This is a genomic window from Rhizobium laguerreae, assembly GCF_002008165.1.
Taxonomy (GTDB): Bacteria; Pseudomonadota; Alphaproteobacteria; order Rhizobiales; family Rhizobiaceae; genus Rhizobium; species Rhizobium laguerreae.
The window spans coordinates 488,242-509,166 of sequence record NZ_MRDM01000014.1; the positions used below are offsets into that span (position 1 = coordinate 488,242).

Below are 20,925 nucleotides of genomic sequence, written 5' to 3' on the forward strand. Positions count from 1 at the left end.
TCCGCCTTCAAATCTCTCTCGAAACGAGGTAGACTCCACCGGTGGAGGGGCCACGACAAATGGTACGAAACACGCTCCCCATGCGCTGGAATTCCAGAGACCGGGAGACCGGAGGGGGTGGCATGAACGAGGCGAACGGCAATTTGCGCGACAGTTCAGGCGCGGCGGTGCGGCCGCCGATCGCCTGGGCGCTGACGGTCGCCGCCGGGCTTGCGCTCGATTGGCTCTATGCGCTGCCGCTCCTGCCGGCGGCCATGCCTGCCGGCGAGCTTGGCGGCATCGTGTTCCTCGCCGGCCTGGCGCTGCTGATCTGGGCGGCAGCAACCTTCCGCCGGGCGGGGACACAGGTCCAGCTCAGCCGGCCGACGACGACGATCGTCGACGAAGGCCCCTATCGCTTCACGCGCAACCCGATCTATATCGGCATGTTCCTCGGCCTCATCGGCCTCGCAATCGCTTTCGACAGCCTGTGGCTCATCATCCTGTTGGTGCCGTTCTACCTCGTCATCCGCTACGGCGTGGTCGCCCGCGAGGAGGCCTATCTCGAGCGGAAATTCGGTGACGTCTATCTCGCCTACAAGGCCCGCATCAGGCGGTGGCTGTAGCGAGACGAAGAAGCGTCGACCTGCTGAAACCCGAAATGACGGAACGGGTCGAGACACGACCCTCGCGGCATCATGGCCATCGCCAAAGCAAGCCGGCAAACGGCATCGCCGCTTCGCCGGCCGCTGGGATCAGTTCGTGTTCTGCCCCGCCGCCTCGATGATCAGCCGGGCGATCTCGTCAGGGTGGGAGATCAGCGACAGGTGGCTGGCCTTCACCTCTATCGTCTTCGCCCCCATGCGCTTGGCCATGAAGCGTTCGAGATCCGGGTTGATCGTCCTGTCCTCGGTGGAAACGGCATACCAGCTTGGCTTCGAGCGCCAGGCCGCCTGCGTCGTCTTGCCTGTCAGCAGCGCCTTCTGGAACGGTTCCTGCACGGCATAGAGCACCTTTGCCTTGGCTTCCGGTAGGTCGCCGGCAAAGTCGCGCAGGAAGGCGGCCTCGCTGAGGCGTCCCTCATCGCCGTCGAAGACGATGCCGGCGGAAGCCGGCGGCGTCGGGAAGGTTTTGGCGAGAGCGGTATAATCCTCGCCGGCATCCGGGGCGCGTGCAGCGACATAAACGAGCGCCGAAACATTCGGATGCACGCCGGCCTCAGTGACCATCATGCCGGAAAACGAATGCCCGACCAGAACCGTCGGGCCATCCTGCCGGTCGAGCACCCGCTTCACGGCAGCGACCGCCTCAGGCAGCGTCGTCAGCGGGTTCTGCACCGCCGTGGCATTGAGCCCGGCCGCCTGCAGGCGCGCGATCACCTCGGTCCAGCACGAGCCGTCGGCAAACAGCCCGTGCGCCAGCACGACGTTGCGCGCCTTAACGGAAGCGGATGTCGCGGCCATACCGCGGGTAGCAAGCAGAGAAGCGGCGGCGCCGGCAACAAGGGCAGCCGAGAAAGTCCGTCTGTTCATCATCATGATCTGGTTCCTTGTGCGTCCAGGAATTGAAGGATCAAAAGCATGTCGGCTCGGGACCGAAGACCCGAAGCCAAGTCAAAATCGGTTGGTCTGTGATGCCATGTCGGCACGGTTTGCTTTGCCCGGCGCGAGGCGTCGGCCTTCGCCGCGTTGCGGCTCCCGCCGTATTCAAATCGGTATTTGAAGGGGCTTCGTGTATGCAGAAGCCTGCTTGCTGGGGATTTATTATTCCCATCCGATATAAAGTCAATTATTGAATACGTAACACCTCCGTGATGCCATAAGTGTATACGCTAAGCGGGCGCATCAATCGCATTTGCATACACGATCGATCGAGCCGTCGATGTTGAAACAGATCGGAGATAACGGAATGGCGAATGGTTTTGAAACCGAGGATGACGGCGATGATCGCGGGTTGCTCTCCGACCGCATTCGCAACGCCCTGACCGACGAGATCGCCACCGGCACGCTGGCGGCGGGCGCAGCGTTGGATGAACAGCAGCTTGCCGATCGTTTCGGCGCCTCCCGCACGCCGGTTCGTGAAGCGCTGCGTCAGCTGGCGGCGGGCGGCCTCGTCGAGCTTCGCGCCCGGCGCGGCGGCGTCGTCGCCCGCATGACGCCGGAGCGCATCATGGAGATGTTCGAAACGGTGGCCGAAATCGAGGCCGTATGTGTCAGGCTCGCCACCTACCGCATGACACCGCTGGAGCGCAGCCACCTGATCGAACTGCACGATCTCTCAGAGCCGACCGTCGAAGCCGGAAATTTCGATGCCTATGACAGCTTCAACCGCCAATTCCATGAAGCCATCTATCACGCCACCCACAATAGCTTCCTTGCCGAACAGGCGATCGCTGTGCGCAACCGCCTGAATGCCTTCCGGCGCACGCAGCTGCGCCAGGGCGAACGGCTCCGCCGATCCCGAGACGAACACGAGGCGATCATGCGGGCGATCGCCGAAGGCGACGGTGAGATGGCATCCCGGCGCATGCGCGCCCACATGCTGAACGCCGCCACCTCGCTCAGCCGTTTCATCGAAACCAACAAGCCGGGGGGAGTTTGACGTTCTTACGGCACGGGGCAGCGATATTTATAGGCAATCAAGGTCGTCATCAGCTCGTCGCCGGTGGCCTCGCGAATGCCGGGATTCTCTTCGAGGAATGTACACAACGTATTGCCGATTGCTTCCGCGGTCGTTCCAACCGGCACACAGACGTTTACCCCAACGGAGTTGGCGAAATACGCCGAGTTCACCATTGCTTTCGGCGCAGGAACGACTTCGGTGAAAATACGGCGGGCCAAATATTCGTCCCGGTTCCACTTGTCCAACCAACCCGCGACATATCCGACGACAAACTGCCGGGAGCCGCCGCAGTCAGAATAGAGCAGGTCACCGCTGGAAAATCTGGCAGGAATCTTTGCTGAAACCGTTGCCAACAGGGTGGCGATCAGAATGCCCGACATCACATCTCCAAAGCTCGCGATGGCGGAGTTTTGATCGGGAAAGTGTCGGAAATTAGCTTCAAACGTGTCATCTTTTTTTCTGCAACCAAAAAACAAAATGACCGCTGATCTCACCTCAGCCTCAATCGAACCGACTAACCTCAAGCCCGCTGCCGACCGGCAGCAGCACGCTTGATATCCCCGGCTTGGCACGAACGGCTTGCCCGTAGCGTTTGAGATCATCGCCTCCCGGGCGCAGCATGTTGTCGGCGACAATGATCGCGCCCGGATTGAGCTTGGGGTAGAAGGCTTAGAGGCAGTGGAGGTAGAGATCCTTCCAGAGATCCAACAGCACGGAGTCGATGCCCTGGGAAGGCTCATCGCGTGATAGATGTTGAGCACGTCCTGGATTCTGCGGTCCATCGTCTTCTCCATAACCGCTGATCGGCCGATCATTGCCCAATCGGAACGGCGCCGAAAAGTTAAACTTTGGCAATCATCGACATTGCTGGCTCCCTTGCCGTTGCACATGCGGCCGCCGTCGTCTACATCATGCCATCAATGACCGGGTCACCCGGCCACGTAAGCGTTAACGTCACTCAACGCGTATGATCGAACGGCTTTGCGGCTTCGATCTGCGCGACTGTGTCCTGCGGATCGAGCTTCAGAAGCCCCGGAAGGACACATGGATAACAATCAACTCACAGATCAGATTTCACCGGCCCCCGGCATCGAACGGGTCCGTCACGACACGCGACGGCGCACCCTGGCGGTCGAAAGCATTGTCGACATCACCCCCGGCATGCGCCGCATCACATTGTCCGGCAGCGATCTTGGCGATTTCATCAGCCTTGCGCCCGACGACCACATCAAGATTTTCGTACCGGCCGCCGATGGCGGCGAAGAACGCCGTGACTACACGCCGCGCCGCTACGACAATGCCAAACGAAAACTGACCATCGACTTCGCCTTGCATGAGGCAGGCCCGGTAACCCAATGGGCGATCAATGCACAACCCGGCGACAGGCTCGAGGTCGGCGGTCCAAGGGGCTCCGCCGTGGTCTCGGAGACCGTAAAACGATGGCTGCTGATCGGCGACGAAACGGCACTGCCGGCGATCGGCCGCCGGATCGAGGAAAGCGGCGCCGGAACCGTCGTCACCACAATCGCAGCCGTCACCGGCCCGTTGGAAGAGCAGACCTTCGAGACATCAGCCGAGTTGCATCTCCACTGGGTGTACCGGCCTCTCTCTCAGGCAACCGATGCCACTGCCGTGCTGAAACTGTTGAGTACGGTCGATATCCAGCCGGAAACATTCATCTGGGTCGCGGCGGAAGCGTCGGTGACGCGCGATATCCGCGCCTACCTGCTGGAACGAGGTTGCCCACTTGGCTGGATCAAGGCATCCGGCTACTGGGTGTTCGGCAAGGCCGATACGACGGAGAAATTCGGCTAGGCGGCAAGGCGCCGGCGAGCCGGCGCTCCTGAAGCTGGGGGCGGCGGCCGGGAGAGGTTGTTTCGAAAATAGCCGCCCCGATGCGGTTGCGATTTAATCGGATACGATGTATATAAGTCCTAGTACCCAGAGCCTGGATAGGATGAAGTCATGCCCGCATCTAAAACCGCAAGACAGCTTGGCACGCCTGCACCCTCCTCCCCGCAGGCGGGTAAGGAAGGAAGGAAACTTTCCAATTTTCTGTGCTTCGCGGTCTATTCGGCAAATCTCGCCTTCGGCCGCGCCTACAAGCCGATCTTGGACAAACTTGGCCTGACCTATACCCAATATATCGCCATGGTGGCCCTTTCCGAAGAGGACGACCAGACCGTCGGGGTGTTGGGGGAAAAGATGTTTCTCGAATCCAACACGCTGACGCCCATCCTCAAGAAGCTGGAGTCGAATGGTTATATCACCCGTCACCGCGATCCCGCCGACGAGCGGCAGGTGCGGGTCAGCCTGACGCCGGCAGGGCGCCAACTCGTTGAAACTGATCCCGGCGATGCGCTGCTTGGCGCCACCGGCCTCGGCGACGACTTTCCCGTCGTGCAGAAATCGGTGACGACGCTGCGCGACAACCTCCTGCGGTCAACGCAGGGCGAACCGGGGATATCGTGATCGCGGCATCAGTCGGTAGTTTGCTGACATAACGGAGAAGACGAGATGCCCGAGATCGCGATGGGCGCCTTGATTCAGAATGGGACCGTTCTCCTGGCCAGACGCAGTTCCAGGCGCAAGGTGCACCGGGATCGCTGGAGCATGCCGGGCGGCCATATCGAAGACGGCGAAGACGCCGAGACGGCATTGCGCCGGGAATTGATGGAAGAAATAGGCGTGATGCCGCAGCGCTGGCAGTTTGCGGGAAAGTTCGCATCGGAGGGCCTGCCTGAGGCATCCGCCACCTTCCATGTCTATCGCATCGATCAGTGGCATGGCTATCCGCAGCTGGTCGATGACGAACACACCGAGCTTAGATGGTTTAGCCTCGCCGCGATAGAAGGTGAAGCCGAGCTGGCGCCGCCTCAGCTCGGCGAAATGCTCGCAAACCTTGTCAGCCGGGAAACGGGGAAGCCCGCTTAGATCTCTTGGCGGCGATGATCCCGCGCCGGCTGGGTCCTGAGCGACGGCGCATGATGCCGGACGACATCGCCAAGCGCGCCTTCCTCCATCTTCTCGGCGGCGCGGGCATAGCCGCCGCCCATTCCATCGAGGAAATGCAGGTGCGAATCCGGCCTGTCCGATGGCACAAGACAGGTCATCAGCGCATGCGACTGGCGGTGCAGTCCGAAGTTGATCTCACCGCGCGCCCTCGCCGGAACGAGGATCGCTTCGACCTTGTCGATCTGTTCGCGCGTACAGTCCAGCGTCAAACGCAAACCATCATCGAACTTGCGGAAATCCGAATTGGCGGCGACCTCCGACCAGCCTTTCGCATCGACCTGCTTCCCGCTGTCTCCATCGGTGGGAATGCCACCGGGAAGCGGATGAGATTGGCGCGGCGCGGCATCGAAAACCGCAAGAACGCGTTTTGCCATGGCGGCAAAGACCTCGGGACTGAGATGATCGCGAGGCTCGACCAGCAGCGACAGTATCTCGCCCCGCTGGCTTGGCAACGGGGTCCAGTCACAGCTGAGACCGGTCAGGTCGGGCTTCGTCGCGTAGCGGCCCGGCTTGACCAGATACCGGCCGTTCTTGATCTGCTGCTCCGCCCATTTGAGCCCGCCCCCTGTAAACATCGCATAGGTCGCGTTCTCGGAGGCGGCATAACGGGCAATTCTGACGTCGCGCCCACTGGTGCGGATTTCGCGTACGGTCAGCAGCCCGATACGAAGGGTTAGATCGAGATCGGCTCTTGCAAAGCCTGCGACCTGCCGCAATGCCGATGTCGCCGCCATGATGCCCTGCGGCGGCAAGGCGAATGCTGCCCCGTCTCCGCGAAACACGAAGGGGAAATCGAACGATCCCCAGGCATTGCCGAGGGCGGCGATAACAGATGCGCCGGCATAGTTGACGTCTTCATAGCGCCCCGACCGGATCGCCGTGGTCGAGTTGACGACATCAGTGATGCCGACCAGCCAGTCATCGGGCAACGGCTCATAGACATCAGGGTCGAGCACATGTGAAAACTTGTCAAAGGCCTGGTGCGACTGGCCGTGGCTATTGATCATCGCTTGCTCTCCAGATCGGCAAGGTTTCCCGTGCCTGCTACCTCAGAAAGAGGTCTGCCGGCCGACCGGCAGGCCCTCCGCATCAAATCCTCCGGCGATGAGGTCTGCCCTCGCCCGCTCAGACAAGCTTGGTCTCGACGTCGATATTGCCGTGTGTCGCCTTGGAATAAGGGCAGATGCCATGGGCTGCCTCGATCAGTTCCTGCGCGATGTCGCGATCAATGCCGGACAGGCTGACATTGAGCCGCGCCCTCAGGAAGAAGGAGCCGTTGTCGGCGTTGAGAGTAATTTCCGCATCGACCTCGGGACCATCAGGCAGCGTGATCTTTCTCTGGGCAGCGGCAAGTTCGATGGCGCCGATGTAGCAGGCCGACCAGGCGATGCCGAACAGGTTTTCGGCGGCCGGATGCGGCTGCGGCAGTTTGATGTCGATCGTGCCGTCGCTGCTGCGCGCAGAGCCGTCGCGGCCGCCGGAGATGTGGGTTTTGCCGGTAAAGAGAAGCTTCTCGGTCATAGTGATATCCTTTCGGTTTAAGTTCTATTCGCATCCGATTAAATCGGATGCGCTCTAATACGCTCGACCAAAACCGATGTCAACACCATTCCGATTTAATCGGATGCGATTTGTTTCTATAGACGGAAACACGCCATATCCGGGCACGCCTGAGCGGCAGCGGCGAAATTCGATTGGGCATTTCGATGCGCCTGTCCTGATGTTATGCTCCGGCTCATGACACGTGACGCGGCCATAGCAAGAGCAGAGGCCTATTTCGATTCCGGATCGTTCCGAACCGATCTTACGCGCCGTGTCGGCATGCCGACGGAGAGCCAGAACCCCGATCGCAGGCAGGTGTTGCTCGACTATATCGAAACCGAAATCAGGCCGACCTTCGAGGCTCTCGGTTTCACCTGCCGCACATTGACGGAGACCGGCTGGCCCTTTCTCTTTGCCGAGCGCATCGAGGATCGCGAACGGCCGACTGTCCTTGGTTATGGCCATGGCGACGTGATCCGCGGACTTGACGATGCCTGGGACGACGGCCTGTCGCCCTGGCGGATGACCGAACGTGACGGCAGATGGTACGGGCGCGGAGTCGCCGACAACAAGGGGCAGCATACCGTCAACATCGGCGCCATCCAGGCCGTGCTGGAAACGCGCGGCAAGCTCGGGTTCAACGCCAAATATCTGATTGAGATGGGTGAGGAGCGGATATCGCCCGGCCTGCGTGAACTCGCCGTCACGCACAGGGAATTGTTCCGCGCCGACGTGCTGATCGCCTCAGACGGCCCGCGGCTCACTGCCGAACGGCCGACTATCTTCTTGGGTTCCCGCGGCGCTGTCAGCTTCGATGTATTGATCGACGCGCGCAAGGGCGGGCACCACTCCGGGAACTGGGGCGGCCTACTCTCCGATCCCGCAATCCAACTCGCCCATGCGCTTGCCAGCATCACCGGCCCGTCGGGCGAAATTCGCATCCCGGAATGGTGTCCGAAAGAGATCCCCGACAATGTCCGGCATGTGCTTGCCGACTGCGTCCCAGAGGATGGCGACGGCGATGCGAAAATCGATCCGAACTGGGGCGAACCCGGGCTGACGCCAGCCGAAAAACTGTTTGCCTGGAGCTCCTTCGCGATCCTGGCTTTCGAAGCCGGCAACCCCAAGACACCCGTCGGCGCGATCCCGCCGCGCGCCTGGGCGCGTTGCCAGCTACGCTTCGTCGTCGGAGTCGATGTGAAGGATATACTGCCGGCGCTGCGACGGCACTTCGACAGTCATGGTTTTCCGCAGGTGCAAATTGCCCAGGCAGGCGACGAGATTTTCTACGCGACGCGTCTCGATCCCAAGCATCCCTGGGTCGGTTGGGCGGTCGACTCGATCAGCCGCACCACCGGCAAGACGCCGGCCATCCTGCCGAACCTCGGCGCATCGCTGCCGAACGACACCTTCTCCGAGACCCTGGACCTGCCGACGATCTGGGTCCCGCATTCTTATCCGGGATGCTCCCAGCATGCGCCGAACGAGCATCTTCCCCTCTCCATCGCCCGCGAGGGCCTGGCATTGATGGCAGGCCTCTATTGGGATCTCGGCGAGCCCGGCGTGCCAGTCGGCCGGCAGACAATCTAGACGCCACCATCCATTCATGCCTCCACGCCCGAACGCACGCTCTGGAAGAAGTCGACAAGCGGCCGCAACGCCTGGTCGTTGAAACGCATGTCGAGGCCCGCCCCCGTGTACGAGGCGGCACGTTCGCTGCGGGGAAGCATCGCTGCTTCGTAGGAGGCGAGTGCTGCCTCGATATCGTCCCCGTCAGCGACGATCGCCTGCGCCAGTTCCGCGCCGTCGAGCATCGCCAGATTGGCTCCTTCGCCGGCAAAGGGCGATATCAGATGCGTGGCATCGCCGATCAGCGTGAGGCCTGGCCGGCGCCCCCAGCGGTGGCCGACTGGCAAGGCATAAAGCGGCCTTGCGATCAACGGCGCCTCGCTTCTGGCGATGAGGTCCACGCGCGAGGGATGCCAATCGCTGAAACGCTCAGTACGTCCTCGCGCAGGCCAAGATGGATTGTGCCGAATCCGCCGTGCAGCCGCTGCTACGGATGTATCGGTCAGCAATGGCGGATCACCAGGAGATCCCGGCGCGCCAGCGCTCAGACCTTCTCTTTCTTCCTGATTTTTTCCTTCGGTTCTACCGGTGCATCGGGCGTCGGCGCCAACAGCTTGCGCAGTGACGAGATCTTGTCCGTCACCAGTGGCCGGAACCGCGTCGCACGATAGGGCATGTCGGCCGCACCGTAACCTTCCGGCCCGTCGTCATTGCCGCGGTTGATCTCCGCGAGCTTCACCCCGATGAAGGTGCCGTCGATATAATGGGTATATTCACCCACCCAGCGGATCGTATAGATCTCGCCCTTGCGGATCAGCTGGTCGATGCTGACATGCTTGAATTTATCGTCGATGCAGACGACCTTCTGGCCGACATGGAAATCATAGCTCATGGATCAAACTCTCGAAACGCAATCGGCTCGCCGACCTATAGCGCGCCCTGCGGCAGGGATGAACCGTTTTTTAGCAGCCGAGCCCGATGCTGCGACATCAGCCGCACCCGCGCCGCATGGCTTAGGCGATATGCATCAGTCGCAATAGGCCTTGCCGCTCTTGCGGGAGCGAAGATCGAAGTGGAAGTGGTTCCAGTGCTCCGGGTTGCTGCCGGGGCCGAGCACGGTGTTGAAATAGCTGCAGCTGTCGGTGCGCACCGCCTTCAAAAGCCGCCCTTCGCGCAGCGAGAACAGGCCCTTCTTGCGCACGTCGATCTCATGGCCGTTCTTCAGCACGAACTTGCCGACGTCGATGGCGTTGCCGCGGGCGTGTTCCGACATCGGATTGTATTTCTGCCGGCTGTTGTTCATGCGCCGGCAGGAATAGCCGCCGAGCGGCTGGATCGTCTTGATGCCGGACCAGTAACGATAGCGGGCGGACGGCGCCAGTTCGTTCTTCACCCATTTGGCGAAGGCAAGCGTCACCTGGCAGTTCAGCGTCACGGCGGGGCGGACGCCGATATTGCCGGAAAGTCCCTTCAGCGACACCGGATAGGGTACCTGGCAGGCCGGCCCGTTCGAGATCGGCGGCTTGTTGTCGAAGAGTACGCCCATGCGTTTCAGCTCACGCCGGCAGGCAAGCTCGGAGGACGGCATGACGCTGGGATCGACGGGTGCTGCCGGTTCGCTCATCATCGGATTGTTCGGCCGCAGCATCGCGACCTCTTCGCTCTCGTCCTCTTCGGGAACACGGGTCGGCGCCACCACAGGGCTGCCGTCGTTCCAGGCGGGCGCCCGGCTCATCTGTGCCTCGGCCGCCGGCTGCGGCATTGGCTGCTGCGGGGGCTGGCGCATGGGCTGGTTGAGCTGCGTCGGGTTATCGGTGCCGATGCCGTCGACAACCGGCTCGGTGGCGTTGCCCTCGGCGATCTGTTGCTGTTGTTCCTGCGCCAGTCCGACGACTGGCTCCGCCCCGAGATCGTCATCCATGTTGACGCCGCCCGACGGGATCGCAAGCACCTGCGTGCCGCCCCAGTTGCCGCTCGGTTGGCCTGCCGCCAGCGCCTCGTCGCTGTCGATCATCGGCAACCTACCCCCCTGCGCCGGTGCGGCCGGCGCCGCCTGACCGGTGCCGGCAAGATTTGGCGTATCGAGATAATCGACCGAGCCCTGGCTAGTGCCGACGGGCGCACTGGAAACCGGATAGGAGGCCTGGCTCTCCACCGGCGCCATGCGCACGGCAGGGGCCAAGCGCGCTGCCCCCCGCGACGGCGAGATCGAGCTGACCCTGGTGCCGTTGTCGACATTGGCTGGCGGCACCAGCCCGTCGCTGATCGAACAGGTCGTCAGCGCCGCCGAAAGCAGCAAGGGCAAAAGGGATCGCCGTGGAAAGGAAACAAACGCCATACTCTTATCGCTTCCGCAGGCTGGCTGGGCAGTGACCGAAAAAACTCACTCCAATTTTAATTAAAAACGGTGAATGAAAACTTACCGGCACAATCTGCACGCGACGGAAATGAAAAAGGCCGGTTTCCCGGCCTTTGTTCAGTGGCTTAACTCACGCTGCCCGTGTGTATCTGGCCCCGGCTCTTTGCTCCGCCCCGCGCAGGCGAAAATTCGAAAGCAGCGTCTTCAGCTGGGTGCTCTCGTCGGCGAGCGTGCGGCTTGCCGCCGTCGTCTCCTCCACCATCGCGGCATTCTGCTGCGTCATCTGGTCCATGTGATTGACGGAACCGTTGATCTCGTTCAACCCGGTCGACTGCTCGCGCGCCGCCGTCGCGATCGATGCGACGTGATCGTTGACCTGGTTGACCAGTGCCTCGATTTCCAGCAGCGCCTCGCCCGTCGAGCGCACCAGCGCCACCCCGCCCTGGACCTCAGTCGCTGACCGGCTGATCAGTTCCTTGATCTCCTTGGCCGCGTTGGCGGAGCGCTGGGCAAGTTCACGCACTTCCTGGGCGACGACGGCAAAGCCGCGGCCCGCCTCGCCCGCCCGCGCAGCCTCGACGCCGGCATTCAGCGCGAGCAGGTTCGTCTGGAAGGCGATTTCGTCGATGACCGAGATGATCTGACCGATGCGGTTGGACGAATCCTCAATCCGGCCCATCGCCGTCACCGCATTGCGGACGATCTCGCCGGATTTTCCGGCACTCGCCTTGGTCTCGGCCACCATCTCGCGTGCCTCGTTCGCCCGTTCGGATGCGGTCTTGACCGTCGCGGTGATCTCGTCGAGCGCTGCCGCCGTTTCTTCGAGTGCAGCTGCCTGCTGTTCCGTGCGCTTCGACAAATTACCCGTCGCTTCGCTGATATCGGACGCGCTGTCGTTGACGACGCGGCTCGATTCGGCGATCGCATGGATGACGCCGTTCAGCGCGTCGACGGCGGCGTTGAAATCGCCCCTCAGCTTTGCGTAATCCTCGCCGATATCGCCGATCGCAACCGTCAGGTCACCGCCCGCAAGCTTCTCCAGGCCGACGCCAAGCGCCTGCATCGCGCGGTTCTGCCGTTCGGAGGCGGAACGCAGGCTTGCCTCGTTGCCGCGGCGCTCTTCCTCGATCTGCTGCTGTCTTTCGTCTTCCCGCCCGCGCAGCGCGCTACGCTCGTCGACGGAATCGCGCAGCACCAGCAGCGCCTTGGCCATCTGGCCAATCTCGTCGCGACGGTCGCTGCCTGATATCTCCACCGATGCTTCTTCGGCCGCAATCGCGTTCATCGCCGCCTTCAGCCGCGCGATCGGCGCCGTCACGCTGCGCACGATGGCAAAGGCGATCGCGATCGTCGCCGCAGCGCCGATCAGGCAGGCCATCGTGGCCCAGAGCAAATTCTGGCGATAAAGCGCGGCAAGGTCGTCGGCATAGACGCCGGTGCCGACGATCCAGCCCCAGGGCTCGAAACCGGCGACATAGGAGTATTTCAGCACTGGCTCATCGGCGCCCGGCTTCGGCCAGAGATAGTCGACGAAACCCTTGCCGTCCTTCTTCACCTTGTTGACGAACTCGATGAACAGGAATTTGCCGGTCGGGTCCTTCATCTGCGAGATATCGGTACCATCAAGCGCCGGCTTGATCGGGTGCATCACCATTTTGGGATGCATGTCGTTGATCCAGAAATAGCCGTCGGCGCCGTAGCGCATCGCGCCGATCACGTCCTTGGCGGCCGCCTGCGCCTGCTCGCGGGTCATCGTGCCCGCCTGCTCCATCTTATAATATTTTTCGAAGATGCCGAGCGCCGTCGCATCCAACTGCGCCAGCCCTGCCTTCCGCTCGTCTTCCAGCTCGGAGTAAGAATAGTTCAGAAAGAAGACCATCGTCGCCGCGAGTACGGCAAGCGTGAAGCCAACGAGACAATAAAGACGGGTGGAAATCTTGACGTTGCGCATGAGGTTCCCAGCGATTCTTATAGGTGAAATCAATCGCATCCTGAATTGCCGGAATTACTGGAGCGTAAAGCTTAATTAGAAAATAATTAAATAACGTAAGGTAAGACAGCGGTTGCGAAACTCAACACATTGAAACCAATCGACATTTCAATCGGCAACGGCAGCAACATTTTTCCCGTCGGCCGCCTGCAGCGCTTTGACCTAGGCGTCTTTTACAGCCCACGGCCTTTGCACTAGGGTGCTTTGCAGTGAATCGCCGGCCCGACGCCGCACGAGATTGGAGAAGACTTATGACCGATGCCGCGAAGCCAAGAGGCGAACTGACGCTCAGGACGCTTGCCATGCCCGGCGACGCCAATCCGGCTGGCGATATCTTCGGCGGCTGGGTTATGGCGCAGATGGACCTTGCCTCCGGCATCCGTGCGGCCGAGCGCGCCAAGGGCCGCGTTGTTACTGCCGCGGTCAAGGAGATGGCCTTCCAGCTGCCGGTCAAGATCGGCGACACGTTGTCTGTCTATACCGATATCGACCGTGTCGGCCGTACCTCGATCACGCTCTGCGTCGAAGCCTGGGCGCACCGCGCACGTTACGCCAAGATGGAAAAGGTCACGGCTGGCACCTTCATCATGGTGGCGCTCGACGAAGAGGGCAAACCGAAGCAAGTCCCCGAGGAGTGACAGCCTGAGGATCGACAGCATGGAAACGGTCAGCTCGCCGGAGGTCTTCCTTCACATCAAGGTGGTGATGGGCATGGTCATCAGCCTTTCACTTGCGAGAGTGCTCACCGGCCTTGCCGGCATCGTCCAGCATCCCGCCAAGGCCAAGGTCTATCCCATCCATCTCGGCTGGGCGCTGTCGATGTTCCTGTTCATCATCCATATCTGGTGGTGGGAATATCGCCTGCAGGCCGTGCCTTCGATCGGCTTCGGCATCTATCTCTTCCTCGTCTGCTTCTGTAGCCTGTTCTTCCTGCTCTGCGCCCTGCTCTTTCCTGCCTCGCTCGACGAATATGGCGGCTACGAGGAATATTTCGTTTCCCGACGCAAATGGTTCTTCGGCATCCTCGGCCTCACCTACGCCGTCGATATTCTCGACACGACAATCAAGGGCCATGAGCGCATCCTCTCGCTCGGCTGGGAATACCCGGCCCGCAACATCGTCTACATCCTCCTCTGCGCCATCGCCGCCTGGACCCCCAACCGCCGCTTCCACACCGCCTTCATCATCGTCAACCTGGTCTATCAGATCAGTTTCATCTTCCGGCTTTATGATGTGTTGGGGTGAGACGCGGTTCCGCGAAGCGGGAGCAATCGATCCAGTGAATCGATTGCAACGTCGAACGCCCTGAGCCAGGCGAAGGGCCGGGTAGCGGCAAGCTCCCTGGCTAGCCAAGAGACGACCTTATTCTTGCCCTTCGCTTACGCTTCGTGCATTCGCGGCTCCGCCGCTCACCCCCTCAAAAACTGCGATCCCTTGTCGAACCCCAGCCCCGGGAAGATCTTCCCCGTCAAATCATCGGCAGACACATCGAACTGCCGGTAGAGCATAGCCGCGGCAAGCTCGCGCACGTCGGCGGTCGGCATCAGGTCGCGGTCGTCGAGCAGCTGACCGTCGCCGATGCCCGGCCAACGGCCGAGGATGCGACCGCCGTTGATGGCGCCGCCTGATAGCAGCGCGCAGCCGCCGGTGCCGTGGTCGGTGCCGGCTGAGCCATTCTGGCGCACGGTGCGGCCGAACTCGGTCATGGCAAGCACCACCGTCTTTGCCCAGATCTCGGGCCCGAGCGTGGTCTTCAACATATTGATCGCCTGCGAAAGGTCCTGCACCGGTCGTTTGAACTGGCCGGCCTGGCCAATATGCGTGTCCCAGCCTGATATCGAGAAGCTGGCGATGCGGTAATCGCCCTTCAGCATGTTGCCGGCGAGCGCTGCCACATCGGCGATCTTTGCGCCGCGCTGGCCCTCCGGCTCGACCATCATCGAGGCGCTATTGGCCCGTGTCGCCTCGGCCATCGCCTCTGCGAACGGCGGATCGCCGGCATAGAGCCGCGCCAGGAACTGCATCTCGTCGCGCGCCGGCGCCAGATTTGAATCCGACGCCCAGACGTCGACATTGTTCGGTCCGGAGAGGATCAGCTCCGTCGAGGTGTTGATGTCGATTGCCTTGCGCGCATCCGAGCGCGGAATGACGGCGAGCGCCCGGTTCAGCCATCCGGTCTTTTCCTCGGCGACATGTTCGCCGCCGGATTCCAGCATGTCCTGCCCGTCGAAATGGCTGCGCTGGTCGCGATAGGGCGTCGACACGGCATGCACGAAGGCGAGCTCGCGGCTCTTCCAGAGCGGCAGCAGCTCGGCGGCCACCGGATTGAGGCCGAAATGCCCGTCGAGATCGAGAAGCCCGGTATCGGGCGTCAGCGCCAGTGTCGGCCTGAGCGCCGCAAAGCCGGCATCGCCATAGGGCTGCACCAGATCCAGCCCGTCCATCGCGCCGCGCAGCACGATGGTGACGAAACGGTTGTCCCCCGGCATCGCCGCGAAAGTGACAGGCGTAAAGATGGGGGCGGCGGCGAGACAGCAGGCCGACGTCAGGAAGCCGCGGCGGGAAAGCGAGATCTGGTTCATGACAGAGGCTCCTATCGGCGATTGAATTCGGGCGATGCCAGCACCAGCGTCAGCCCGCTGACCTTGTTCGGCGCCTGCGACACCACGCGGATCGTCTCGTCGCGGGCGGCATCGGCAAGCGTCGATTTCAGGAATTCGCGCGGATCCTCGTCCCGGCCGAACTGGGCCGCGGCCCGCCTTGCCCAGGCCAGCCGCTCGGCAAGCTGGCTGCCGGTGATCCAGGCGGAAAAGCCTTCCTCGAAACCGGCCGGGCTCGGCGGCAGCCAGGTCGGTTGTCCCATACGCCTGAGCGCGCCCTGCCCCAGCGCCCTCGCCGTCCGGAACGCCTTGAGGCGCTTGCCCCTCGCCTCGCCGGCAGGATCCGTCGGCACCGGCGATCCTGCCATGCCGGGCGTGTTCGCCGCCATGTCACCCTCGTCCGTGCCCTGCTGGTTGGCCGCCAGGAAGCTGCCGACAACGCCGTTGACCGGCCCCGCATTCAGCGCCCTCAGGCCGGCGACGATATAATCGAAGGGCTGGCGCGCCTTGGCGCCCTCGTCGCGCCAGGCGGCGGGATGATCGAGCATGGCTGTGTAGACGGCAGTCAGATCGCCATCCGTCTTCTTCCAGGCCTCGGCCATATTGGACACCATGCCCTCGTCAGGCTGGTCGGCGATGAAATGCACCGCGAGCTTGCGGCTGATATGCGCCGCTGTCTTTGGGTGGACGGCGAGATCGTCGAGCATGTCGAGATAATCGTCGCGCGAACGCCGGCGCCCGCCATAGCTGACGCCGAGCACCTCATGTGCGCCGGGCTCCGAAATATTCGGCCGGAACGCGATGTCCATCTCCTTGCGGTCGATGGTGAGCCCCGTCAGCACCATGGCCGCCGCCGTGACATCCGCCTGGCTATAGCCGCTGCCGGCGCCAAGCGTGTGCAGCTCCAGTAGTTCGCGACCGAGATTTTCGTTCAGCCCTTTGTTGCGCTTCATGCCGCCGGCCGAATCCGGCCCAAGCGAATCCGCCTGGTCGAGATAGATCAGCATGGCCGGATGGGCGGTGGCGCTGCGCAGGAGATCGCCGAACTTGCCTGATATGAATGGCCGGATCGCCTCGGCCTCGTAGAGCGGCACGATGAGGCGCATCGGCAGGCTCTTGTTGGCGCTGGTGGAGAAATGGTCAGTCCAGAAGGTCGAAAGCCTCTCGTAGAAGCCGTACGGCGATAGCACCGCCTGCATCAGCCGTAGGTTCGCATCATGCTGGAACTGCTGCTGCACTTGCTGTTGCACGCCCTTGCGCATCTCGCGCTGCGTCGTATCGTCGGTCACCGTCTTGGCGTCCTGCCGGATCTGCTTCAACTGCGCCTGCAGGCTGAGAATTGCCTGGTGGCGCATGTCGGGCCCGCCGAGGGGAAAATCCGGCGTTGCAGCCACGCCCTCGGCGATTTGGCCGATCAGCTCATCCTTGCTCTGCGGCGGCGCCTCGCCCGGCCGCAAGCCATAACCGAAGCGGATCGCCGCCATCGTCGGGAAAGAGAGGCTCATGGCCGGTCACCTCCTGATCACTGCTAAGCAATCCCAGCAAAAGTGCGTCGCGGTTTTGCGTCCGGAATTGCGCAAACAAAAAGTCAGAGCATTTCAGTGACTCGAAAAAAACGGAAATGCTTGAGGTGACAGGCTGCCAGCCGATTGCGACGCCAATCTGTAGGAAATGTGACGATATCTAGACATGGACGATTTGTAATCTATTGAAAAGGCTAAAGTTTATGCACGGAAGATGAAAGATGCACCAATTGCAATCAGGGCGAAACCGATCGCATGGTTCCAGGTCAGGTTCTCGCCGAGCCAGAAGATCGAAAAGCCGGCAAAGACGATCAGCGTGATCACCTCCTGCATCGTCTTCAGCTGCGCCGTCGTATAGACCGCCGACCCGATGCGGTTCGCCGGCACCGCCAAGCAATATTCGAAGAAGGCGATTCCCCAGCTGACGATGATGGCGAGGAAAATCGCGCTGCTCTTGTGCTTGAGATGCCCATACCAGGCAAAGGTCATGAAGATGTTGGAGGCAAACAGCATGACGACAGGCCAGACGGCCGCAGGGGAAAAGGACATGGGGTAACTCGGGCTGTGAAGGGAGGAACCGATCCGGTAGGGAGATACCGGCAGCCCTTACCTAGCACGCCGCCATTCGGCTGCAAGCCCTGCGACGCCCGAGATCGGTCGCGATAGCCTCACACCGCCGAGGCGATGCGGATACCAGGCAGGTCGCGCGGCGGTTCGCCTTCCAGCATCACCCTGTTGCGGCCGGCCTCCTTTGCCGCATAGAGCGCGATATCGGCGCGGCCGATCTGTTCGTGCAAGGACCGGTCGCCCTGGCGGTGCTCCGCAACGCCGAAGCTTGCCGTGATCGCCTGGTCGGCGCCGAACGCGCTGCGGTCGGCGGCAGCAAAGTCCAGCCGGATGGCGTTGGCGATGGCCGCCGCCTGCGCGATCTCCACCTCAGGCAGGAAGGCGACGAACTCCTCGCCGCCGAAGCGCGCCGCAAAAGCACCCTTGGGCAGCCGCGCCGAAAGCTGCTCGGCAAGGCCGCGGATGACCAGGTCGCCGCAAGCATGGCCGAACCTGTCGTTCACCCGCTTGAAATCGTCGATGTCGCAGATGATGACGGCGCCGGTCGCAGCCTTCGCTCCGGTCGCCCAATCGGCAACCACCCGGTCGAAACCGCGCCTGTTGAGAAGGCCCGTCAGCGGATCGTGATCGGCGGCGCCGCGATAACGCGCGATGAGGTCGAGCGCGACCGCGCCGAGCGCCGAAAGCCCAAAGAGCAGCGACAGGATCGACGCGGTCGCCTGCATCATGAAATCATAATTCGACGAGAGGAACCCTTCGGCCGTGCCGCCATAGGAGGGCATCACGAAGACCAGCATGATATTGCGCCCGACCGTATCGAGCACGATCAGCCCGGCGATGACAAGCAGTAGCCTGTCGGCAAGATGACGGGCGTGCCTGATGCTCAGGGCAACGGCGAAGGCGAGCAGCACGGAACAGGAGAGATCGTTGATGACGAGCTCGGCCGGCAGGTTCCCCGCGACAAGGGCCGCATAGCTGGTCGCCGCGACGGAGAGACCGCAGAAGACCAGCCGTCCCCGCACGAAACCCGGCCGCCCGAAGCGGAAGAGCAGCGCGCCGCTATAGAAGTAGAAGGCTGAAACGAACAGCGCGTCGGCGATCGGCGACAGGATGGAATCCGAAACGAGGTCTGAAAGCAGCGGCATCGAGAAGGCCGCCACGCCGAGGAAATAGGCCGCCGCCCAATAACCGGCGTCGCGCAAACCCTGCCGCCTGACCACCAAAAAGGTGCAGCCGAAAATCAGCATGATTGCTGGCAAGAGGAAGGCGAAATTATCCGTCGAACCCATACGCTCCTCGCTGCGAGACGCAAGACATGACCCACGCGAGGAATAGGCCAAGTGTTTAGTCCCGGGACTAAACACTTAAGACAACGACCTTAAAAAAAAGAAACCGGCGGGGTACAGAAATTGCACCGGAATTTAGCATTCAAGGGCAGATGGCGCGGCAGGACGCAAGGAAAGGCCGGCGACGTCAGCCGCCGGCCTTCATAGCCGCAGGCAGCGCTAGATTCGGATCGCGCCATGCGGTTCCTCGGCCTCCTCCGAACCGAAGCGGACATCCTTTTTCTCGTAGCCGAAGCCGGCAAGGGCCGCGACGATGAGAGCTACCACGGCCGCGACGATCAGGAGCGCATAGGCATAGTCGCCGTCCCAGCGAGCGGCCAACCCGGCCTGCAGCGTCGCATTGCCCGAGGCGAGCAGGTTGCCGAGCTGATAGGCAAAGCCCGGGAATGTGCCGCGCACCTCGTCTGGTGACAGTTCGTTCAGATGCACCGGCACGATGCCCCAGGCGCCCTGGACGAAGAACTGCATCAGGAAGGCGCCGATGGCGAGCAGCACCGGCCCGGGCGCATAGGCCCAGAGCGGCGCGACGGGCAAGGCGATCAGCGCGGCGATGACGATTGCCTTCTTCCGGCCGATCCGCTGCGACAGTGCGCCGAAGAACAGCCCGCCGCAGATCGCCCCGATATTGTAGACGACGGCGATCGCGCCGACCGTATAGCTCGAATAGTTGCGCTGGGTCTCGAGGAATGTCGGGTAGATATCCTGCGTGCCATGGCTGAAGAAGTTGAACGCCGTCATCAGGAGGACCGCCCAGATGAACAGCGGAATGTTTTCGCGCAAGACCGTCAGGAACGGCCGGCGCCCCTCGGCCTGCCGCTTCAGGAAGGCCGGACTTTCCTCGACGTTGCGCCTGATGTAGAGCACCAGCAGAGCCGGCACGGCGCCGACAAAGAACATGCCGCGCCAGCCGATGACGGGAAAAAGCAGGAAGAACACGATCGAGGCGATCAGATAGCCCGAGGGATAGCCGGCCTGCAGGATGCCGGAAACGATGCCGCGGCTCTGCTCCGGCACCGTCTCCATGACCAGCGAGGCGCCGACGCCCCATTCGCCGCCCATGGCGATGCCGTAGAGCGCCCTGAGCACAAGGAACATGGTGAGCCCGGTGGAAAAGCCGGTCAGAAATTCGAATATCGAATAGAGCAGCACATCGGCCATCAGCGTGATGCGCCGCCCGTAGCGGTCGGCCGCCAGCCCGAAGACCAGCGCGCCGAGCGCCCGCATGGCAAGCGTCAGGAAGATCGCCACCGAGACGGCGGGAACGTCGGTATGGAATTCCTCGGCGATATATTTGAGAACGAAGACGAGAATGAAGAAATCGAAAGCGTCGAGCGTCCAGCCGAGATAGCTGGCGATGACAGTGTTGCGCTGCTGCGGCGTCAGCCGGCGCAGGCTTTCCAAAGCGGACATCTGATATTCCTCCGTCCGAAAGCGGCGGCGAGGCGGGCAATTCCGGATGCCGTCGGAAGGGGTGCCCGAAACGGGCGAGTGATGCTGTTGCGGCAGCGTTTGCAGTCGGAGACAGCGGGCAATAACGTCAGCATGCTGCCCGTGTTCCATCACGATTGCCGTGATCGGGCGGCACCTAAAGCGCCACTATTGAAGACGTCCCACCTTCCAGCACCCTGCCTTTTACGTTGGCGGATGCGGGCGCTGCCTGCCTCTTCTCCCCAGCGGGGAGAAGTGCCGGAGCGACAGCGAGGCGATGAGGGGGTGAGCGGCAAAGCCGCGAATGCACGGAGCGCGAGCGAAGGGCAATGAAGGGCGTGCCGTGTGGCCCCCTCATCCGACCCTTCGGGCCACCTTCTCCCCG

The 20,925-nt window shown here is 62.2% G+C and carries 21 protein-coding genes and 1 pseudogene; 8 read left to right on the forward strand and 14 right to left on the reverse strand.

Annotated elements, in window-relative coordinates:
* Positions 1-122: 122 nt before the first annotated feature.
* Positions 123-605 carry a methyltransferase family protein gene (locus BS630_RS18170; RefSeq protein ID WP_077978492.1) on the forward strand — a complete coding sequence of 161 codons (483 nt, stop codon included), beginning with the start codon at positions 123-125 and terminating at the stop codon, positions 603-605.
* 129 nt (positions 606-734) lie between these two features.
* Here BS630_RS18170 and BS630_RS18175 read toward each other — a convergent pair whose 3' ends face one another.
* Complete coding sequence (locus tag BS630_RS18175) at positions 735-1,517, reverse strand: alpha/beta fold hydrolase (RefSeq protein ID WP_077978493.1); 783 nt, start codon at positions 1,515-1,517, stop codon at positions 735-737.
* A gap of 370 nt (positions 1,518-1,887) precedes the next feature.
* On the opposite strand from BS630_RS18175, the gene BS630_RS18180 reads away from it, so the two are divergent.
* The gene (locus BS630_RS18180; protein ID WP_077978494.1) at positions 1,888-2,580 is read left to right on the forward strand and encodes a GntR family transcriptional regulator; all 693 of its coding nucleotides are present in this window, start codon (positions 1,888-1,890) and stop codon (positions 2,578-2,580) included.
* A gap of 5 nt (positions 2,581-2,585) precedes the next feature.
* Here BS630_RS18180 and BS630_RS18185 read toward each other — a convergent pair whose 3' ends face one another.
* A complete protein-coding gene (locus tag BS630_RS18185; protein ID WP_077978495.1) occupies positions 2,586-2,981 on the reverse strand; it encodes a hypothetical protein in 396 nt (131 codons plus the stop codon).
* A 121-nt stretch (positions 2,982-3,102) separates the two neighbouring features.
* Positions 3,103-3,333: pseudogene (locus tag BS630_RS38015) on the reverse strand (O-methyltransferase); the annotation flags it as partial.
* 312 nt (positions 3,334-3,645) lie between these two features.
* Here BS630_RS38015 and BS630_RS18195 point away from each other — a divergent pair.
* The 3 genes from BS630_RS18195 (at position 3,646) to BS630_RS18205 (ending at position 5,535) form a co-directional block, all read left to right on the forward strand.
* Complete coding sequence (locus tag BS630_RS18195) at positions 3,646-4,416, forward strand: siderophore-interacting protein (RefSeq protein WP_077978496.1); 771 nt, start codon at positions 3,646-3,648, stop codon at positions 4,414-4,416.
* Between the two features lie 150 nt (positions 4,417-4,566).
* Positions 4,567-5,073: a MarR family winged helix-turn-helix transcriptional regulator gene (locus tag BS630_RS18200; RefSeq protein WP_077978497.1), complete on the forward strand. Its 507-nt coding sequence runs from the start codon at positions 4,567-4,569 to the stop codon at positions 5,071-5,073.
* A 45-nt stretch (positions 5,074-5,118) separates the two neighbouring features.
* Positions 5,119-5,535 (forward strand): NUDIX hydrolase, encoded by a 417-nt coding sequence (locus BS630_RS18205; protein ID WP_077978498.1) that lies wholly within the window; start codon positions 5,119-5,121, stop codon positions 5,533-5,535.
* Here BS630_RS18205 and BS630_RS18210 read toward each other — a convergent pair.
* Positions 5,532-6,623, reverse strand: coding sequence for a DUF3095 family protein (locus BS630_RS18210; RefSeq protein WP_077978499.1), 1,092 nt, complete (start codon positions 6,621-6,623; stop codon positions 5,532-5,534). The two genes, BS630_RS18205 and BS630_RS18210, sit on opposite strands and share 4 nt — an antisense overlap.
* 118 nt (positions 6,624-6,741) lie before the next feature.
* Positions 6,742-7,137, reverse strand: a complete 396-nt coding sequence (locus BS630_RS18215; RefSeq protein ID WP_025394996.1) for an Ohr family peroxiredoxin — start codon at positions 7,135-7,137, stop codon at positions 6,742-6,744.
* Positions 7,138-7,353: 216 nt separating this feature from the next.
* Between BS630_RS18215 and BS630_RS18220 the strand changes: the two genes are divergently transcribed.
* Entirely contained in the window at positions 7,354-8,748 is a 1,395-nt protein-coding gene (locus BS630_RS18220) for a M20 family metallopeptidase (RefSeq protein WP_244735362.1), read from the forward strand.
* Between the two features lie 14 nt (positions 8,749-8,762).
* Here the strand turns inward: BS630_RS18220 and BS630_RS18225 are convergent, their stop codons facing one another.
* From BS630_RS18225 to BS630_RS18240, 4 genes are all read right to left on the reverse strand, one after another.
* Positions 8,763-9,128, reverse strand: coding sequence for an FAD-dependent oxidoreductase (locus BS630_RS18225; RefSeq protein WP_245310412.1), 366 nt, complete (start codon positions 9,126-9,128; stop codon positions 8,763-8,765).
* 143 nt (positions 9,129-9,271) lie between these two features.
* Complete coding sequence (locus BS630_RS18230) at positions 9,272-9,619, reverse strand: CAP-Gly domain-containing protein (RefSeq protein WP_077978501.1); 348 nt, start codon at positions 9,617-9,619, stop codon at positions 9,272-9,274.
* Between the two features lie 135 nt (positions 9,620-9,754).
* Positions 9,755-11,065, reverse strand: coding sequence for an extensin-like domain-containing protein (locus tag BS630_RS18235; RefSeq protein WP_077978502.1), 1,311 nt, complete (start codon positions 11,063-11,065; stop codon positions 9,755-9,757).
* Positions 11,066-11,216: 151 nt separating this feature from the next.
* Complete coding sequence (locus BS630_RS18240; protein WP_077978503.1) at positions 11,217-13,037, reverse strand: methyl-accepting chemotaxis protein; 1,821 nt, start codon at positions 13,035-13,037, stop codon at positions 11,217-11,219.
* 290 nt (positions 13,038-13,327) lie between these two features.
* Between BS630_RS18240 and BS630_RS18245 the strand changes: the two genes are divergently transcribed.
* Both BS630_RS18245 and BS630_RS18250 read left to right on the forward strand, forming a co-directional pair.
* A complete protein-coding gene (locus BS630_RS18245; protein WP_077978504.1) occupies positions 13,328-13,714 on the forward strand; it encodes an acyl-CoA thioesterase in 387 nt (128 codons plus the stop codon).
* A gap of 19 nt (positions 13,715-13,733) precedes the next feature.
* Positions 13,734-14,321 carry a hypothetical protein gene (locus BS630_RS18250; RefSeq protein ID WP_077978505.1) on the forward strand — a complete coding sequence of 196 codons (588 nt, stop codon included), beginning with the start codon at positions 13,734-13,736 and terminating at the stop codon, positions 14,319-14,321.
* A gap of 164 nt (positions 14,322-14,485) precedes the next feature.
* Here the strand turns inward: BS630_RS18250 and BS630_RS18255 are convergent, their stop codons facing one another.
* The 5 genes from BS630_RS18255 to BS630_RS18275 all read right to left on the reverse strand — a co-directional run bounded on the left by BS630_RS18255 (position 14,486) and on the right by BS630_RS18275 (position 20,522).
* Entirely contained in the window at positions 14,486-15,658 is a 1,173-nt protein-coding gene (locus tag BS630_RS18255) for a DUF1501 domain-containing protein (protein WP_077978506.1), read from the reverse strand.
* Positions 15,659-15,669: 11 nt separating this feature from the next.
* Entirely contained in the window at positions 15,670-17,181 is a 1,512-nt protein-coding gene (locus BS630_RS18260; protein ID WP_077978507.1) for a DUF1800 domain-containing protein, read from the reverse strand.
* A gap of 219 nt (positions 17,182-17,400) precedes the next feature.
* The gene (locus BS630_RS18265; protein ID WP_017960930.1) at positions 17,401-17,748 is read right to left on the reverse strand and encodes a DMT family protein; all 348 of its coding nucleotides are present in this window, start codon (positions 17,746-17,748) and stop codon (positions 17,401-17,403) included.
* A gap of 119 nt (positions 17,749-17,867) precedes the next feature.
* Complete coding sequence (locus tag BS630_RS18270) at positions 17,868-19,055, reverse strand: GGDEF domain-containing protein (RefSeq protein WP_077978508.1); 1,188 nt, start codon at positions 19,053-19,055, stop codon at positions 17,868-17,870.
* A gap of 216 nt (positions 19,056-19,271) precedes the next feature.
* The gene (locus tag BS630_RS18275; protein ID WP_077978509.1) at positions 19,272-20,522 is read right to left on the reverse strand and encodes an MFS transporter; all 1,251 of its coding nucleotides are present in this window, start codon (positions 20,520-20,522) and stop codon (positions 19,272-19,274) included.
* Between the last annotated feature and the right edge of the window lie 403 nt (positions 20,523-20,925).

What these genes read in the sequence shown, in the direction of transcription:
- BS630_RS18215 (WP_025394996.1), bottom strand. Translation starts at nt 7,137, where the DNA reads ATGACCGAGAAGCTTCTCTTTACCGGCAAAACCCACATCTCCGGCGGC.
- BS630_RS18170 (WP_077978492.1), top strand. Translation starts at nt 123, where the DNA reads ATGAACGAGGCGAACGGCAATTTGCGCGACAGTTCAGGCGCGGCGGTG.
- BS630_RS18275 (WP_077978509.1), bottom strand. Translation starts at nt 20,522, where the DNA reads ATGTCCGCTTTGGAAAGCCTGCGCCGGCTGACGCCGCAGCAGCGCAAC.
- BS630_RS18245 (WP_077978504.1), top strand. Translation starts at nt 13,328, where the DNA reads ATGACCGATGCCGCGAAGCCAAGAGGCGAACTGACGCTCAGGACGCTT.
- BS630_RS18195 (WP_077978496.1), top strand. Translation starts at nt 3,646, where the DNA reads ATGGATAACAATCAACTCACAGATCAGATTTCACCGGCCCCCGGCATC.
- BS630_RS18250 (WP_077978505.1), top strand. Translation starts at nt 13,734, where the DNA reads ATGGAAACGGTCAGCTCGCCGGAGGTCTTCCTTCACATCAAGGTGGTG.
- BS630_RS18265 (WP_017960930.1), bottom strand. Translation starts at nt 17,748, where the DNA reads ATGTCCTTTTCCCCTGCGGCCGTCTGGCCTGTCGTCATGCTGTTTGCC.
- BS630_RS18220 (WP_244735362.1), top strand. Translation starts at nt 7,354, where the DNA reads ATGACACGTGACGCGGCCATAGCAAGAGCAGAGGCCTATTTCGATTCC.
- BS630_RS18210 (WP_077978499.1), bottom strand. Translation starts at nt 6,623, where the DNA reads ATGATCAATAGCCACGGCCAGTCGCACCAGGCCTTTGACAAGTTTTCA.
- BS630_RS18235 (WP_077978502.1), bottom strand. Translation starts at nt 11,065, where the DNA reads ATGGCGTTTGTTTCCTTTCCACGGCGATCCCTTTTGCCCTTGCTGCTT.
- BS630_RS18200 (WP_077978497.1), top strand. Translation starts at nt 4,567, where the DNA reads ATGCCCGCATCTAAAACCGCAAGACAGCTTGGCACGCCTGCACCCTCC.
- BS630_RS18230 (WP_077978501.1), bottom strand. Translation starts at nt 9,619, where the DNA reads ATGAGCTATGATTTCCATGTCGGCCAGAAGGTCGTCTGCATCGACGAT.
- BS630_RS18185 (WP_077978495.1), bottom strand. Translation starts at nt 2,981, where the DNA reads ATGTCGGGCATTCTGATCGCCACCCTGTTGGCAACGGTTTCAGCAAAG.
- BS630_RS18260 (WP_077978507.1), bottom strand. Translation starts at nt 17,181, where the DNA reads ATGAGCCTCTCTTTCCCGACGATGGCGGCGATCCGCTTCGGTTATGGC.
- BS630_RS18270 (WP_077978508.1), bottom strand. Translation starts at nt 19,055, where the DNA reads ATGGGTTCGACGGATAATTTCGCCTTCCTCTTGCCAGCAATCATGCTG.
- BS630_RS18175 (WP_077978493.1), bottom strand. Translation starts at nt 1,517, where the DNA reads ATGATGATGAACAGACGGACTTTCTCGGCTGCCCTTGTTGCCGGCGCC.
- BS630_RS18205 (WP_077978498.1), top strand. Translation starts at nt 5,119, where the DNA reads ATGCCCGAGATCGCGATGGGCGCCTTGATTCAGAATGGGACCGTTCTC.
- BS630_RS18180 (WP_077978494.1), top strand. Translation starts at nt 1,888, where the DNA reads ATGGCGAATGGTTTTGAAACCGAGGATGACGGCGATGATCGCGGGTTG.
- BS630_RS18255 (WP_077978506.1), bottom strand. Translation starts at nt 15,658, where the DNA reads ATGAACCAGATCTCGCTTTCCCGCCGCGGCTTCCTGACGTCGGCCTGC.
- BS630_RS18240 (WP_077978503.1), bottom strand. Translation starts at nt 13,037, where the DNA reads ATGCGCAACGTCAAGATTTCCACCCGTCTTTATTGTCTCGTTGGCTTC.